Below are 16,024 nucleotides of genomic sequence, written 5' to 3' on the forward strand. Positions count from 1 at the left end.
CTCCTTTATTTATTAATAATCTCTCGGAGTCTCTAAGCCAGTAAAATCAAGACTTCCCGATTCCCTTTTTATTAAAGCCTCCACTTTAATTCCATTATTTTGCTGGTATGATTACTCAAGATTCCGAGAGACCATATTATTCTGTTCTCCATTTTCATATTCCACTATTCTTGCTGTTGCGCCGGATGATTTTACTCCGTATCCACTGTTATTGATTACATGTTCTATTCCCGGATGTCCATTTAACATAACGGTTACCGTGTTATGTAATTTTACTCCTTCAATATCAGGGACCTCTACTGCTCTATCTATTGTAATAGTAGCATCTCTATTGTAACTATATACACCTACGCCATAACTTTCAAATGTTAATACATTATCTCCCACTTTTAATGACGCAAATCCATTTACTTTACCATTATTGCTCATAAATTCACTTTGATTTGGAACATCATAAGGTATCTCACTTTGATAGAAGTATAATCTTCCACCATTTCCATCCCATATTGTCTGGTATTCCTGAAAATGTTCTACAAACAATCCGTACATAATTACATTATCACCATGAATTACAGCACCATTTTTTGCTGTATTTTTGTCCCATGCCACATTATCTCCATGATCTGCTCTCCATACCCATAAATTGTCGCCAATAACGTCATTACTGTTTACTGTAATACAATTTTCAACTTTTCCTTCGTAGCTTGAGCCTCCAACTCTAAAGTATACATCACTTAAAGTTGTAGGGTTTGCTCCATGAGAAACATCGCTCTTTTTTGCACCTACTTCAAGCAATGTATCTGACTCTTTTTCACCTGCTTCAAATAACACTCCTGCTATTTTCACCCCGTCAACATCTGCTATTTTCATTGCTTTATTTCCATTGACAGATACAATTGTTGCCATTCCCATTCCATATACTATTGTATCGCTATTTTTAACATTTAACGGTTTATTTATTTCATAAATTCCAGGCGTTAGTAATAAATTTTTGCCTGCTGCTAAAGCCTCATTAATTGTATCTGCATCATCCGTATTTGGATTTGCGATGTAGAATTTATTTAAGCTGACAAATTTACCCTTTGTTCCACTTTCCCATGATACTCCAACAGCATCTGTCCTAAGTTCAGGAACAATAACTCCGTATCCATATTCTTCATCATATGTAAGGTATGGCTTTTCCTGAATAACAGGTGTAGTCTGCACTTTTGTATATGGCGAATACGGCCATGTTCCTGCCGGAGTTCTTACAGTATCAATCCCAACAAAAACCATATTCCAAACTCCGCCATCCCACAATCTCCAAAAATCATTTCTTGTAAGATACTGCTGCTGTGAACCTGATGAAACTGTTCCATTTGAATAGCAGTCAGCCATAAATCCACCACTTGACCACCCTTCTCCATCACTGAGAACCATTCCATCATTAAACTTCATTCTTCTAAGTGAAACCGCCTGTGAATTTGCCCACATACAATATTCATTTACTGAAAAATTCTCTGCACTTCTCCAGAAATTGCATGTTGCATTATGATACATCCAGTCAGCGTTGACCCACAACTTGTTAATATTTGTATCTGTAGGTAAAACTCCAAGTCCTGATACCTGTGTGTAATAACCAACATTTACAGATAATGATGTATCATATGCACCCGGTTTAAATAAAATTGCATATCTCTCTTTTCCGAACTGATTTGTTTCCTGTTTTTTATAAATTTCATCTACTTTAGACTGAATTTCATTTTTATCATCTTCCGGAGAAAATACATATGTATTTTCTCCAAATACTGTAGCATCTTTTACAGGTTCACCATCACTTTCATAGTCAATTGCATTTTCTATTTTCTCTTCTGTCTGTGCCTCAGTAACATTTTGTGTCACATTCTTTTTAGCTGTTTTGTTATCACTTTCTCCACAACTCCACAATAACATCGATGCAAGTGCTGCTGTTACTGCAATATAAACCTTTCTATTCATCATTCTCCTCCAAATCAATTTTTGCTACATAAATCCCATCTCTTGCCGTTATAAACAAAGTATCTTTATTTGTTCCACCTATATCAAATGTAGATGGTCTTGACGCTACATGAATAGATTTTACAATTTTTCCATTTTTATATATTTTTATATCGTCATCTCCAACCAAAATATTATCTTTAATATTTCTAACGCAATAATCTCCCTCTTCAATTATTACATTCGGATTTATAAGATAACCATTTTTATCAACTGTACACTCAAATACTCTTTTGTACATTTCATCAACTGAATACATTTTTTTGCCACATGATGAAATCGATAAGTTATTACTCCTTATTAAATCATAATGATTTGGAATTATAGTTTTTCCATCTGTTGCTATCCAGGCTTTTTCAGGCTTATATCCTAAAACTTCTTTATAATCTGAACCATCTCTCCATCTATTACCAGGATATATAACTCTATCAGGTTCTATTTTGCCCATTTCCACCATATCTAATGGTTGCATTTCTCCATTATTATCTAATGTAAATACTATTGTATAGGCATCTCTGTTGTACCAAAATCCATATGAAGTACCATATGAGTCCGAAGGCAAAATATTTTCCTGTTTTTTTCCATCTACTGTAGCATTCTTTGGAATCACATATTCTCCAACAATTATTATTCTGTCATTTGTATCAAATCCCACAGAATTAATTTTATAAGGTGATTCAAATATTTCAGTAAGTTTATAATCTTTTCCGTCTACACAATAAATTTTCTTATCAAGACTGTCTACAAAATAGAAATCACCTTTTTGATTACAAATCCCTCCATCAGGGAATCTGAATCCACTATATAATTTTTGTGGTTCATTAGTTTTAGTTATTCTAATATTTCTGCCAACATTTCCCTTTATATCAATCTTTGTTGCCTGCCATGTTCTTATTTCTACATTTGAGTTTACATCCAAAAGATAATTATCGATTGTGTATTTCATTTGTGAGAAATTATGTGCATTTATAAATGAAATATTTTTGCAGTCAAATGTTTTTACACAATAATCATAAGGCTTATTTACAAATATTGTTCTAAAATGATATGTCATTGCAAATGTAATATCTTCACAATTATGTAGTTCTATTGGTCTTGCAAATTCGCCTTCTGCCACTTCCTCCTCTGTCTGTATTCCATAGATTGTCCAGTTCTTAACATTATTCATCAACAATTCATGTCTACAATGATGCTCAAGTGACATACAATAAATCTTTCCCGGTGTATCAGTATTTTCGATAGTTATTCCTGCTGTTACATAAGGACTTGCAGACCACACATCCTTAATTACTCCGCCACCATTAACAACTATTGATGGATACTGATAATCCCACATACGCTCAGGATTACTGTCTGCAGTTCTTGTTGAGTTATAAGGCATTTCAAACGCTCCTGTACCTTTAACAAGATTTCCATGTCCACCAAACATTTTTACATCATTAATATATGAATCAATATCGCCGTTCCACTTAAGTCCTATTGCTCTTGGATTTTTTCCACCTGTTTCTATTCCTATACCAAATAATATGTTGCTTTTTCCACTTTCAATAAATGCTATACCTTTTCCATATCCGGTAAATCTTTCTGCATTATCTTTAAGTATAAATTTAGTAGAAACAGGATTAAGTCCAATAATAACTGTATCATCTTTTAATTTGATAGTATCTGTAAGCAAATATTCTCCCTGTGGGAAATAAAGATATGTATACTTTTCAATTAACTCCTTAAGAACCTTTGTATCATCCGTAACTCCATCTCCAATAAGACCATTTTTCTTAACATTTATCCACTGTTTTACTTCAGGTAAAGTCTTTAAATCTGTATACAAAACATTATAGTCAATTTGCTTTTCTCCTATATATAATATATCTTTAATTTGTTTTTCAGGATACTCATCACTTGCTGTTATTCCATGTATATATTCATTTATATGTGCACAATCATATTTATTATCTATTGTATTTTCTGTATCCTTATAACTTACGATAACATTGCATTTTTCTAAATAGCAATTCTTTACATAAATACTTGTTAACGAATTATTTTCTAATGCAATATTCAATAATTTATCCACATTTTTAAATATAGAATCTTCTACATATAATTTTTCAAAAAATCCATCCTGTACCTCTACAAACTGTGGCACATTTTTCACATCAGTTCTTACTATTGTAAGACCTGCCTCTCTTGTAAAAATAGCTGCTTTTTTCTGATTTTCAAATTTTGTATCTACCATTACAAATGGCCATCCCGGAGAACACTTTGTAGTGATTATTCCGTAATTTCCACCGACAATTTCTATATCCTCCATTTCATTTCCCACATCATATATTCCTGCCATTCCTGAATTGACGTTAATTGTAATGTGAGCTAAAAAAGCATGTTGTGCATAATGTGTCCTAAAAGCTACCGCATAATCATTTTCTCTACCTAAGTTAATATTAACATTAGACATTGCACTATAGAAAGTTCCCGGATTAGCATCATTTGCATTCACATTTGTCCCTTCCGTTACAACTCTGTCCACAAACCAGAACAAATATCTAAAATGACCTTTATCGTCTTCCTTTGATATATTAAAATTTAATGCATTATCCTTTAATATAAATTCAGGTCTTTTTTCTCCATATCCGATTATTCTTACTGCCTTTGGAATATAAATTGTCTTACTTAACAGATATTTTCCTTCAGGAACAAATACAATTCCATAACCGTATTCTTCTACAACCATATTAACTGCTTTTTGCAGTTCATCTGATACATCCACTATTCCATCATTACTAATATTAAAATGGTCTGCGTCAAAATATATCGCAGACTCATCCTCTATTTTCCCCGTATAAAAACTTGTTTTCATAACAAATACCTCATATTTCTCAATAATATATGTATTCTTTTTAAAATACTTTATTCTTTTTTATTGAAACAATTTTATCAGATATTTTTGTTAAAATCAACATTAATTGATTAAATCAAAGCATTATTTTTGTGCATTTTTATCATATTTTTCTTTAACATTTTTGTAGGCATAAATAAAAGAGCACCACTTTTTTATGATGCTCTTTCATTAAAATTATTCTCTCTTTATCAATCTTCTAAAACTAAGCTGTTTCTTCCTGCTGTGCCCATTGTGAATTGTATAGTTTAGCATAGAATCCATCTTTTTCCATTAATTCGTTATGATTTCCCTGCTCGATTATATCTCCATCTTTCATTACAAGAATTAAATCGGCATTCTTTATAGTTGAAAGTCTGTGGGCAATTACAAAACTTGTTCTGCCTTTAAGCATATTATTCATACCACGCTGAATTCTTTGTTCTGTTCTTGTATCTACTGAAGATGTTGCTTCATCTAATATCATAATCGGATTATCTGCGAGTATAGCTCTTGCAATTGTAAGAAGCTGTTTCTGTCCCTGTGATATGTTACTTGCTTCTTCATTTAATTCCATTTTATATCCATCCGGAAGAGTTCTGATGAAATGGTCTGCGTGAGCTTTCTTAGCTGCTGCAATTACTTCTTCATCTGTTGCGTCTAATCTGCCATAACGGATATTTTCCATAATTGTTCCTTTAAATAACCATGTATCCTGAAGAACCATTCCAAATTCCTGTCTAAGTTCGCCTCGGTTAAAATCTTTGACATTATGTCCGTCAATAAGAATCTGCCCCTTATTTACGTCATAGAATCTCATTAATAATTTAACAATTGTAGTCTTTCCTGCTCCGGTAGGACCAACTATTGCTATCTGTTGTCCTTCCTTAATATCAGCACTAAAATCATTAATTATAGTCTGATTTTCATTGTATCCAAAGTTTACATGATCAAATGTAACATTTCCTTTAACAGTGTTTATATCTACAGGATTTGCTACGAATTGGTCTTCTTCTTCCTCGTCTAAGAATTCAAATACTCTCTCAGCTGCTGCTGCCATACTCTGCATCATATTTGAAACCTGTGCCACCTGCTGAATTGGCTGTGTAAAATTCTTTACGTATTGGATAAACGCCTGAATATCACCGATTTCAATTTTTCCATTTATAGCAAGATAAGCACCCGAAATTGCAACACCAACATAACCTAAATTTCCAACAAACTGCATTATAGGCATCATTAATCCTGAGAAAAACTGAGATTTCCAAGCTGATTTATAAAGGATTTCATTTGTATCATGAAATTCTTTCTTTACAGTTTCTTCTTTATTAAACGCCTTTACAATATGATGACCACTATATACTTCTTCTACCTGACCATTTATATGACCTAAATATTCCTGCTGACTCTTAAAGTATTTCTGTGAATGTTTAATTACAAAACTAATTAATAAGATACTCACAGGTAATGTAATAAGTGTAATAAGTGTCATCGGTACACTTATTGTTATCATCATAATAAATACACCGATTAATGTACTTATAGATGTAATTAACTGTGTTATACTTTGATTTAATCCATTTCCTAATGTATCTACATCATTTGTAATTCTTGATAAAACTTCACCGTATGTTCTACTTTCAAAATATTTGAGTGGCATTCTATTTATTTTTTCTGAAATTTCTTTTCTCATACGGTAACAGATTTTCTGTGTTATACCCGTCATTACAAATCCCTGAATAAGATTGAATACACAACTAACTCCATATAACGCCAATACTATTAAAAGTATTTTTCCAACATATCCAAAATCAATTCCACCTTTTCCGGATATCTTGTTCATAATTCCATCTGAAAGTGCTGTTGTCGCTTTACCTAATACCTTAGGTCCTGCAACAGTAAATACAACACTAAACATTGCACAAACCATTACTGCAAATACGCCATATTTATAATTTCCAATATATCGTATTAATTTTCCAATCGTGCCTTTAAAATCTTTAGCCTTTTCACCTGACCCCATTCGGCCGCCGCCCATAGGTCCTCTCATTCTTTTTGGTGGATTTATATTTGTTCTATTTTCATTACTCATCTTTATCCACCTCCTCATTTAAACTTGCTGCCAATTCGGCTTCTGACATCTGAGATGATGCTATCTGCTTATATACCTCACAATTCTTCATTAATTCCTTGTGTGTTCCTTTTCCAACCATCTTTCCATCATCTAAAACAATAATCTGCTTTGCCTGTAATACAGTGCTTATTCTTTGAGCTACAATAATTACTGTACTTTCTTTTACCTTAGGACTCAATGCTTTTCTTAATGCTGCATCAGTCTTAAAGTCTAACGCTGAGAAACTGTCATCAAAAATATATATTCTAGGATTTTTTGCAATTGCTCTTGCAATTGATAAGCGCTGTTTCTGTCCTCCTGAAACATTAGTTCCACCCTGTGAAATAGGACTATCATATTTTTCTTCTTTACAATCAATAAATTCTGTTGCCTGAGCAATTGTTGCAGCCTCTAACATTTGTTCATCGGATGCATTCTCTGCTCCATATTTTATATTAGATGCAATTGTTCCTGAGAACAAAATTCCCTTTTGCGGTACATATCCAATATTATCCCTTATTGATTTCTGTGATAAATCTTTTACATCAATTCCATCAATTGTAATCTGTCCCTCTGTTACATCGTAAAATCTAGGAATAAGCTTTGCTACAGTACTCTTACCACTACCTGTACTACCTATAATAGCAGTAGTTTCACCAGGTTTAGCAATAAAATCTATTCCCTCTAAAACATTTGTATCTCCATCAGGATATTTAAAATCAACATTTTTAAATTCTACAATTCCCTTTGGTGCATCTAACATCTTAGCTTCTTTTTTATCTTTTATAGAAACATCTGTATCTAAAACGTCATCTATTCTTTCTGCTGCAACTGTTGCTCTAGGAAGCATAATTGATACCATTGTTATCATAAGGAAAGACATAACTATCTGCATTGTATAGGTAATAAATGCAGTCATAGACCCAACTTCTAAAGCACCCTGATTAATTCTGTGGCTTGCAACCCATTCAATCAATATTGTAATTCCATACATAACCATCATCATAAGTGGCATCATAAATGTCATTACTCTATTTGTAAATAACATTACCTTTGTCAAAGATTTATTTGCAACATCAAATCTTTCTTCTTCTTTCTTTTCTCTGCTAAATGCTCTTATTACAGGAATTCCTGTTAAAATTTCTCTCGAAACAAGGTTTACTCTGTCAACTAAATCCTGCATAATTTTAAACTTAGGCATAGCTAAAGCCATCAATATTGCTACCAAACATAAAAGAGCAACAACAGCAACTACGATAATCCACTCCATACCTGAGTGTGTTTTTATAACCATTATTATGCCGCCCACAGCAAGAATAGGTGCATAAGCAACCATTCTAAGAAGCATTACACATACCATTTGAATCTGTTGAACATCATTTGTGCTTCTTGTAATTAATGATGCTGTAGAGAACTTATTAATTTCTGCATCAGAAAATTCCAATACTTTATTAAATACTTTTTCTCTTAACTCTTTACCGATTGAAGCTGATACTTTAGATGCGAGGAAACCAACAATAATCGCACTTACAGTCATTAAAAGTGCCATTGCAAGCATTTTTGCTCCTGTACTCCACAAATAACTAACTTGCTTTGTTTCAACATCTACTCCGATTTTTTTGTATTCCTTTTTTACAAATGAAATAGCTGAAGACTGAACAAGAGAATCTCCCATAGAATCAATTGCTGACCCCATTTTATCTCTTACTGTATCTCTTATTAAATCGAAATGAGCTGCCATAAACTGTTCCTGTGTCATAGTTCCATTTTGAACTGCTGCTAAGTCCATCTTAGCCTGATTATCAAGAGAATCCATATCAATTTCTTTCATGTACTCACTCATATCCTGACCAGTATTTTCATTATTGTTCTTCTTGTCCTGTGCCTGAGAAATCATTGAATATACAAGAATTGGTTCTGAAAAAGTCTTATCTAACTTTTCCATGTTTTCTTTTGATTTATCTTTTAACTTATAATTTCCATTACTTTGTTTCTTATATGCAGACTCCCATTTACTTTTTTCTTTATCAGTCATCCACATTGCAATTCCCTGATAACTTTCTTCTGAAATTTTCTCCGGTGTTGCATATTCAATTCCTGAATTATTAATACCTGTATCAATTAATGATGCTGTATAATCAGGTAAAGACAGGTCGCACATAGCCTGTATAAACAAAAATGCTATTATTGTAAATACCATTGGCATATGCCCCTTGAAATTTTTAAAAAATCTCATCTTAATTCTCCTTTTCTTTTTTTAATGTCTTGCCTTCTTCAAGTATAGCTGCATAAAATTTTTCCTGAAAATTCAAATATTGCTGTAATTCTTCTTCAGTAAAATGTGAAAATACTCTTTCAAAATATCCTTCCACATCCTTTTTTTTCTTTTCTACAAGTTCATTGCCTTTTTTTGACAATTTTATTAATGTATTCCTTCTATTATCAGAATCTACTTCTCTTACTATATATCCTTTATTTTCCAAACTTTTTAGTGTTCTTGAAATAGACTGCATTGACACATGCAATCCTTCTGCAAGTTCTGATACATTGACTGATTTATTTTCCATTTTTTCTGATTTAACAAGCCAAAATATTATACTGCCTTCCATTCTTGAAATATCATCAGATAATTTTGGATGATGAAACTTTCTGAATTTCATCATTCCTTTTATGACCTTTTCTACAAGTTCCTTATTGTACTCGCTCATTTCATCCTGTCACCTCCAAGCTTAATTAGACTTTAGCAAAAAAATAAACACTGTTTATATTTAACAACGTTAACTGTAAACAGCGTTTATTATTTTACTCTTATTTTTTAATCTGTCAACAACTTAATTTAAAATTTAACTAATCGTTAACATTTCTTACTATATTTTTTTACATCGATTCTATCACCCATAATAGAATCCATTCTCGTATCATCTTTTATAAGAATCTCTTTTTGTGCTTTGCTTAGTTGTTTAATCCAATATTCTAATTTAGATGCAAGTGCTTTATTTTCTGTCTGCCAAGCAGCTTCAAGTTTTAAAGCCACATGACTTCTTGTATATTTTGCACTTTTTTCTCCTGCTCCAAAATGTTCTTTCATTCTTCTATCTAAATCCGTAGTTATCCCTGTGTAAATCGAATCGTCTTTACATCTTAACATATAAATATAGTACATTTTATTCTCCCATTTTTCTAAATATTCCTCGTATAACAATTATTGATATAACTGCTGCCCCACCATCTGCTATAGGTGCCGCATACATAATGCCATCTATTCCAAATATCATCGGTAAAACTACTATTAAAGGTAGCAGAAAAATAATCTGTCTTGTAAGTGCAAGAAAAGTTCCCTTCATTGGTTTTCCAATTGCCGTACTAAAAGTTGAAGTTATTGGTTGTATCGCATTTGCAAATGTCATAAACAAAAATATTCTAAAATAATTTGTTGCAAACTGATAATATTCTTTTGTACCATTTCCAAATATACTAATGATATTTCTTGGGAAAACCTGAAACATTATAAAGGCTATCACTGATACTATTGTACCACTTATAACAGCTAGTTTATATGTTTCTTTCACTCTGCTATAATTTTTTGCGCCTATATTAAAACTTGCAATTGGCTGTATTCCCTGCGATAGTCCAATTATCACAGCAAAATAAATTTGATTAACTTTCATTATTATGCCTGCACACGCTAACGGAATTGAATCCCCATAATTTGATAACGCCCCATAGTATGTCAAAGATTTATTTAATGTAATTTGAACAATCATTATTGCTATCTGATTTGAAAATGGTGTAACCCCTAATGATGCAATTCTACCAATACATTTTAAAGAAGGAATAAAATGTTCTTTTTTTAACTTTACTGTCTTATAGTGCCTTAAATAATTTATCACTAAGACAAACGAAACAAATTGTCCAATAATTGTTGCTAACGCTGCCCCTTTCATTTGCCAATCAAATACCATAACAAACAAATAATCAAGAATTATATTAATTATTGCACCTACAAGATTGCATGTCATAGAAAAATCAGGGCTTCCGTCCGCCCTTATAATATGTCCTCCCCCAAGTCCCATTATAAGAAATGGTATTCCAATTGCCGTAACACCAACGTAATCTTTAGCATATCCTAAAACATTGTCAGGTGATCCAAAAAATTTTAATAAAGGTGTTAAAAACAATAATATTCCTATAGCTATTATAGTTCCAAGTATCATTATTCCTGTAACAACATTACCTATATAAAAGGGGGCTTTTTCTTTATTTCCTTTTCCCATTTCAATATTAAATGCTGCCGCACCACCAATTCCAAATAGTAAACCTAATGCTACACATATTGTACTTACAGGAAATGCTACATTCGTAGCTGCATTTCCTAATGTTCCAACAGTTCTTCCTATAAAAAACTGATCCACTATATTATAAAAAGAACTGACAAGCATAGCTACTATGCTTGGTATTGCAAATTTACGCAACAACTTACTTATCGGTTCAATCCCTAACGGATTTCTGATTTCACTATTTTCTTCCATTTCTTTATCTCTCTTTTATATTTACTTATATTTTTTTCTTTTGTCTTAAAACTATTCGTACAATTTTATCACATATACAAATAACTTTTCCACCATAAAATTATATATATTTCTATGCCTTACCAACTTATTAATATTATTTGTTCAATTTATATATGTTTTTAATGAATTAAGGAATCGTTTTCTACCTATATTTAACTTGTTTTAAATAATTACACTATGTTATAATTTTAGATAATATTGCTATTGTTTATTAAAGCATAATATACATAGCACCCCATATATTTAAATTAATCGTCATTCTATGAATGAAAACTTATAATTATGAAATTATTTTATTAAATTACTATGAAAGGATAAAAATATGAGAGGTATATACTCAAATAAAACTGAGATTAGGCATAAAGTATTTACGGAAGTTGCCCGAATGGCATATGAAGGTGGAGATTTTTCACGTATGGAAGAACTACCATATAAGATTATGCCAGGTGAAATCGGTAACTACTATGACAATATTTTTCTTGAGAGAGCAATTATAGGAGAAAGATTGCGTGCTACTATCGGACTCCCTATAAGAAAAGTATCTGAACATGCTCCTCTTTCGGAAGGTATTGATAAAAGTGCTATTGATGAAAAATACTATGATCCACCACTTATTAATATAATTAAATTTGCATGCCATGCATGTCCTGAAAAACGAATTTTAATAACTAACGGATGTCAGGGTTGTTTAGAACATCCTTGTATTGAAGTATGTCCTAAAAAAGCTATTCATATGGAAAACGGTCGTTCTATTATTGATCAGGATAAATGTATTAAATGTGGTAAATGTGTTTCAGCATGTCCTTATAATGCCATTATCAAACAGGAACGTCCTTGTGCAAAAGCATGTGGAATGAACGCTATCAAATCAGATGAATATGGACGTGCAGATATTGATTATGAACAATGTGTATCTTGTGGAATGTGTCTTGTAAGTTGCCCATTTAGTGCAATTGTCGATAAAAGCCAGATATTCCAGACTGTTCTTGCACTTAAGAGTGACACGCCAATATATGCAGCAATAGCCCCATCATTTGTAAATCAGTTTGGCGGTGCTGTTACATCTGCACAGGTACGCGCTGCTTTAAAAGCTGTTGGATTTGAAGATATGATTGAAGTTGCTGTCGGTGCAGACTTATGTGCAATTCAGGAAGCTGAAGATTTCCTTGAAGAAGTACCTGAAAAGATTCCTTTTATGGGAACAAGTTGTTGTCCGGCATGGTCTGTAATGGCGAAAAAGACTTTCCCTGAATATGCAAATTGTATTTCAATGGCACTTACACCAATGGTTTTAACAGGTCGTATGATTAAAAAAGACCATCCGGATTGTAAGGTTGTTTTTATAGGGCCATGTGCTGCTAAAAAACTTGAAGCAAGCAGACGAAGCGTTAGAAGTGATGTTGATTTTGTTCTTACATTTGAAGAACTTATGGGAATATTTGATGCTAAATCAATTGAATTTTCTGAATTAGAAGTTGAAGAGGAACTCCAGACATCTTCTGCTGATGGTAAAGGATTTGCTGCTAGTGGCGGTGTTGCTAATGCTGTAAAAAATGTTATTAAGAAAATTGATCCTGATAAAGAAGTCAATGTTGTCAGTGCACAAGGACTTGCAGAGTGTAAAAAAATGCTTACTTTAGCAAAAGCAGGAAAATACAATGGATATTTATTAGAAGGAATGGCATGTCCCGGTGGTTGTGTAGGCGGTGCCGGAGTTTTAAGTGATGCTAAAAGAGCTGAAATAAAATTAAAGCAGGAAATGGCTAACTCCCAATTAAAAAATTCTTCTGAAACATATTATGTTGATTATTTGAAATTAATTACTGAAGAAGATGCTGATAAATAATTATCATGTTATTTTATATATTATCTTAATACAATTTTTATTTTATATACTAATAATTTTAACAAAAATGTGTATAATCATTATATGATGAAAGGCTAAAACAGATAACACATCTAATTATCTTTCTATCATCATTATGCAAACTTTAGATAAAGGAGGCTTTAATATGGAATTAGAAATTACAACTGAAAACTTTGATGAATTAGTATTAAACAGTGACAAAACTGTACTTGTAGATTTTTGGGCTGACTGGTGTGGTCCATGTAAGATGCTCTCACCTGTAATTAAACAGATTGCTGAAGAACGAAATGATATAGTTGTTGGAAAGGTAAATGTTGACGAGCAACCCGGCTTAGGAGTTAAATACAAAATAGCTTCTATTCCAACAGTAATAGTATTTAAAAATGGTGAAATAACAAACAAAAGTATTGGTTTAGTTTCAAAAGCAGAATTATTGTCATTGCTGGCTTAATTACACAAATTTTCTAAAATACAAAATTAATTTGACCCTCAATTGTTAGATTTTTTCTAACTATCGAGGGTCTTTTAAGATTGGATATTCTAATTAATTACTCCTGTCATAATTAACATTGGTGGCATATCTAATTGTGCTACCGTATCATTAACTCTAATACCGGCAGGTCTGCTTTCATTTGTTTTATTTAACACGACTACCACAATATCTCCATTAGGGTTTTCAAATGATGTAACATCTACATCGTCTGAATATCTGCTAAATGCCACTCTTTTAGCTCCCGGTTTTATGTAGTGACTAAAATGATTAATATATGAAAGAGTATTTCTTTCCATTAATTTGTCATCTTTTGTATCGTATAAATACGGTGCATCACAATAATTTCCGACATGATTTGGACCACCCTGTTCATCTAATCCAGGTCACTTACATAAATATATCGTTTCTATTAAATTATGCGATATTGGATAAAAAGAAAAATAACATTAATTACATAACTACATTATTTTCTATTAAATTGCCATTCAAATATGACATTGCATTTTCAAATGTAGTAATACTTATCGATTCTAAAGCTTCATTAGTCAAAAATCCCTGATGCGAGGTAACTATAACATTTGGAAAAGATAATAGTCTTGCAGTAATAGAAGTTTCTAAAATATCATCTTCTCTGTTTTCAAATACATTATTTGTTTCTTCTTCATATACATCTAATCCTACACTGAAAAACTTTTTGTCTCTAATTCCATGTATTAAATCTTCTGTTTTAATTAAGGCTCCTCTTGATGTGTTTACAAGAATAACTCCATCCTTCATTTTTGCTATACTACTTTTATTTATCATATGATAAGACTCTTCTGTAAGTGGACAGTGCAATGAAATTAAGTCGCTGTCATTTAATAACTTATCTAATTCCAGATATTCTACAAAATCTAATTCGGGATTTTTATACAAATCATATGCAATAACTTTCATTCCAAATCCTCTGCATATTCTGCACATCGTTGCTCCTATTTTTCCTGTTCCTATTATTCCTGCTATCTTTCCATGCAAATTTGTTCCTGTAAGTCCTGTAAGACTAAAATTATTTTCTCTAACCTTTATATAACTTTTATGAATTCTTCTGCTCGAAGCTAAAGCCAAAGCCATTGCATGTTCCGCAACTGCTTCAGGTGAATATCCCGGGACTCTCATAACTGTTATATTTTTCTTTTTTGCTTCTTCTAAATCTACATTATTAAATCCCGCACATCTTAATAAAACAAGTTCAACGCCGTTTTTACTTAGACAATCTATTGTTTCTTTTCCTACATCCGAACTTACAAATGCACAGATTGCCTTGTACCCTTTTGCTAAATTTGCAGTTTTTGAATTTATATCTGTATCTGTATATTCAATTTCTATTTCCGGATATTTTTCCGTAACTTTTTCAAATGAATCCCTATCATATTTTTTTGTATCATAAAATAATATTCTCATAATTATCTCATGTCTCCTTCTTAATTGATTTTATTATCTAGTATTTTCTTTTTTTTTCATAATATACAACACTAAAAAGACAAGCATCCAAATTACTTATGCTACAACAAAAGACTTACTTAAACTTTACCAGCTATTAAACCTGACAATTAATTTGTAAATTAATCTGAAAATTAATTATTTGCTTATTAGCAAAATAACTAAATATAGCCGGTCGTTTGCATCCCCGACCGGTTATATTTAAAATTTACTTTTATTTACCTTTTACAATACATTTAAAATATCTTATACTAAAACACTTCTTTATATTTAACCTATTAGCCTCAAATAATATTACACATTACAACTGAATATATTGAGGATAATTGTCCATCAAAAATTCCACACCTGCCATCCCCATCGCAAATAGGATAAGAAAACATATCATAAACATTCCACCAATATCATACTTGAAATGTTTGTCATTAAATCTTAAAGTATAATATATAATTTCTCCTCCTAACATAATCAGCATAATTGGCCACATATGAAAAATAAATGCATAATTAAAACTTTTAAATATTGTTTTAATTAAAAATAACACACCAAAAAGTATCAGGCTTATTCCAAATGTAAATGTACCTACTCTTCTTTCCTTCATTTCTTATTC

General features: G+C 31.7%; 12 protein-coding genes. 2 read left to right on the forward strand and 10 right to left on the reverse strand.

Annotated elements, in window-relative coordinates:
* Nucleotides 1-111: 111 nt before the first annotated feature.
* From DWW96_RS10630 to DWW96_RS10660, 7 genes are all read right to left on the reverse strand, one after another.
* Entirely contained in the window at nt 112-1,977 is a 1,866-nt protein-coding gene (locus DWW96_RS10630) for a hypothetical protein (RefSeq protein WP_117910388.1), read from the reverse strand.
* Nucleotides 1,970-4,873, reverse strand: coding sequence for a glycosyl hydrolase family 28-related protein (locus DWW96_RS10635; RefSeq protein ID WP_117910389.1), 2,904 nt, complete (start codon nt 4,871-4,873; stop codon nt 1,970-1,972). Before DWW96_RS10635 ends, DWW96_RS10630 begins: the two co-directional genes overlap by 8 nt.
* A gap of 244 nt (nt 4,874-5,117) precedes the next feature.
* Nucleotides 5,118-6,983: an ABC transporter ATP-binding protein gene (locus tag DWW96_RS10640; RefSeq protein ID WP_117910390.1), complete on the reverse strand. Its 1,866-nt coding sequence runs from the start codon at nt 6,981-6,983 to the stop codon at nt 5,118-5,120.
* Entirely contained in the window at nt 6,976-9,240 is a 2,265-nt protein-coding gene (locus DWW96_RS10645; protein ID WP_117910391.1) for an ABC transporter ATP-binding protein, read from the reverse strand. The genes DWW96_RS10640 and DWW96_RS10645 overlap by 8 nt, the downstream gene beginning before the upstream one ends.
* 1 nt (nt 9,241) lies before the next feature.
* Nucleotides 9,242-9,712: a MarR family transcriptional regulator gene (locus tag DWW96_RS10650; RefSeq protein ID WP_022088073.1), complete on the reverse strand. Its 471-nt coding sequence runs from the start codon at nt 9,710-9,712 to the stop codon at nt 9,242-9,244.
* Between the two features lie 146 nt (nt 9,713-9,858).
* On the reverse strand, nt 9,859-10,167 hold the full coding sequence (locus tag DWW96_RS10655; protein ID WP_022088072.1) for a GIY-YIG nuclease family protein: 309 nt from the start codon (nt 10,165-10,167) through the stop codon (nt 9,859-9,861).
* A 1-nt stretch (nt 10,168) separates the two neighbouring features.
* Entirely contained in the window at nt 10,169-11,533 is a 1,365-nt protein-coding gene (locus DWW96_RS10660) for an MATE family efflux transporter (RefSeq protein WP_117910392.1), read from the reverse strand.
* Nucleotides 11,534-11,897: 364 nt separating this feature from the next.
* Here DWW96_RS10660 and DWW96_RS10665 point away from each other — a divergent pair, with 364 nt between their 5' ends.
* Nucleotides 11,898-13,421 (forward strand): 4Fe-4S dicluster domain-containing protein, encoded by a 1,524-nt coding sequence (locus DWW96_RS10665; protein ID WP_022088070.1) that lies wholly within the window; start codon nt 11,898-11,900, stop codon nt 13,419-13,421.
* Between the two features lie 166 nt (nt 13,422-13,587).
* Nucleotides 13,588-13,893: a thioredoxin gene (trxA, locus tag DWW96_RS10670; RefSeq protein ID WP_117910393.1), complete on the forward strand. Its 306-nt coding sequence runs from the start codon at nt 13,588-13,590 to the stop codon at nt 13,891-13,893.
* 89 nt (nt 13,894-13,982) lie between these two features.
* Here trxA and DWW96_RS10675 read toward each other — a convergent pair whose 3' ends face one another.
* From DWW96_RS10675 to DWW96_RS10685, 3 genes are all read right to left on the reverse strand, one after another.
* Complete coding sequence (locus DWW96_RS10675; protein ID WP_117910394.1) at nt 13,983-14,231, reverse strand: glycoside hydrolase family 30 beta sandwich domain-containing protein; 249 nt, start codon at nt 14,229-14,231, stop codon at nt 13,983-13,985.
* A 154-nt stretch (nt 14,232-14,385) separates the two neighbouring features.
* On the reverse strand, nt 14,386-15,375 hold the full coding sequence (locus tag DWW96_RS10680; RefSeq protein WP_117910395.1) for a 2-hydroxyacid dehydrogenase: 990 nt from the start codon (nt 15,373-15,375) through the stop codon (nt 14,386-14,388).
* Between the two features lie 340 nt (nt 15,376-15,715).
* Nucleotides 15,716-16,015 (reverse strand): hypothetical protein, encoded by a 300-nt coding sequence (locus DWW96_RS10685; protein WP_022088241.1) that lies wholly within the window; start codon nt 16,013-16,015, stop codon nt 15,716-15,718.
* Nucleotides 16,016-16,024 lie beyond the last annotated feature (9 nt).

The sequence above is a fragment of the Eubacterium sp. AF17-7 genome, from assembly GCF_003461285.1.
In the GTDB taxonomy this organism is placed as follows: Bacteria; Bacillota; Clostridia; order Lachnospirales; family Lachnospiraceae; genus Eubacterium_U; species Eubacterium_U album.

Excerpts from the sequence above, each read along its gene's own strand:
- trxA (WP_117910393.1), top strand. The coding sequence starts at position 13,588 with ATGGAATTAGAAATTACAACTGAAAACTTTGATGAATTAGTATTAAAC.
- DWW96_RS10675 (WP_117910394.1), bottom strand. The coding sequence starts at position 14,231 with ATGGAAAGAAATACTCTTTCATATATTAATCATTTTAGTCACTACATA.
- DWW96_RS10680 (WP_117910395.1), bottom strand. The coding sequence starts at position 15,375 with ATGAGAATATTATTTTATGATACAAAAAAATATGATAGGGATTCATTT.
- DWW96_RS10645 (WP_117910391.1), bottom strand. The coding sequence starts at position 9,240 with ATGAGATTTTTTAAAAATTTCAAGGGGCATATGCCAATGGTATTTACA.
- DWW96_RS10655 (WP_022088072.1), bottom strand. The coding sequence starts at position 10,167 with ATGTACTATATTTATATGTTAAGATGTAAAGACGATTCGATTTACACA.
- DWW96_RS10640 (WP_117910390.1), bottom strand. The coding sequence starts at position 6,983 with ATGAGTAATGAAAATAGAACAAATATAAATCCACCAAAAAGAATGAGA.
- DWW96_RS10660 (WP_117910392.1), bottom strand. The coding sequence starts at position 11,533 with ATGGAAGAAAATAGTGAAATCAGAAATCCGTTAGGGATTGAACCGATA.
- DWW96_RS10635 (WP_117910389.1), bottom strand. The coding sequence starts at position 4,873 with ATGAAAACAAGTTTTTATACGGGGAAAATAGAGGATGAGTCTGCGATA.
- DWW96_RS10665 (WP_022088070.1), top strand. The coding sequence starts at position 11,898 with ATGAGAGGTATATACTCAAATAAAACTGAGATTAGGCATAAAGTATTT.
- DWW96_RS10650 (WP_022088073.1), bottom strand. The coding sequence starts at position 9,712 with ATGAGCGAGTACAATAAGGAACTTGTAGAAAAGGTCATAAAAGGAATG.
- DWW96_RS10685 (WP_022088241.1), bottom strand. The coding sequence starts at position 16,015 with ATGAAGGAAAGAAGAGTAGGTACATTTACATTTGGAATAAGCCTGATA.
- DWW96_RS10630 (WP_117910388.1), bottom strand. The coding sequence starts at position 1,977 with ATGAATAGAAAGGTTTATATTGCAGTAACAGCAGCACTTGCATCGATG.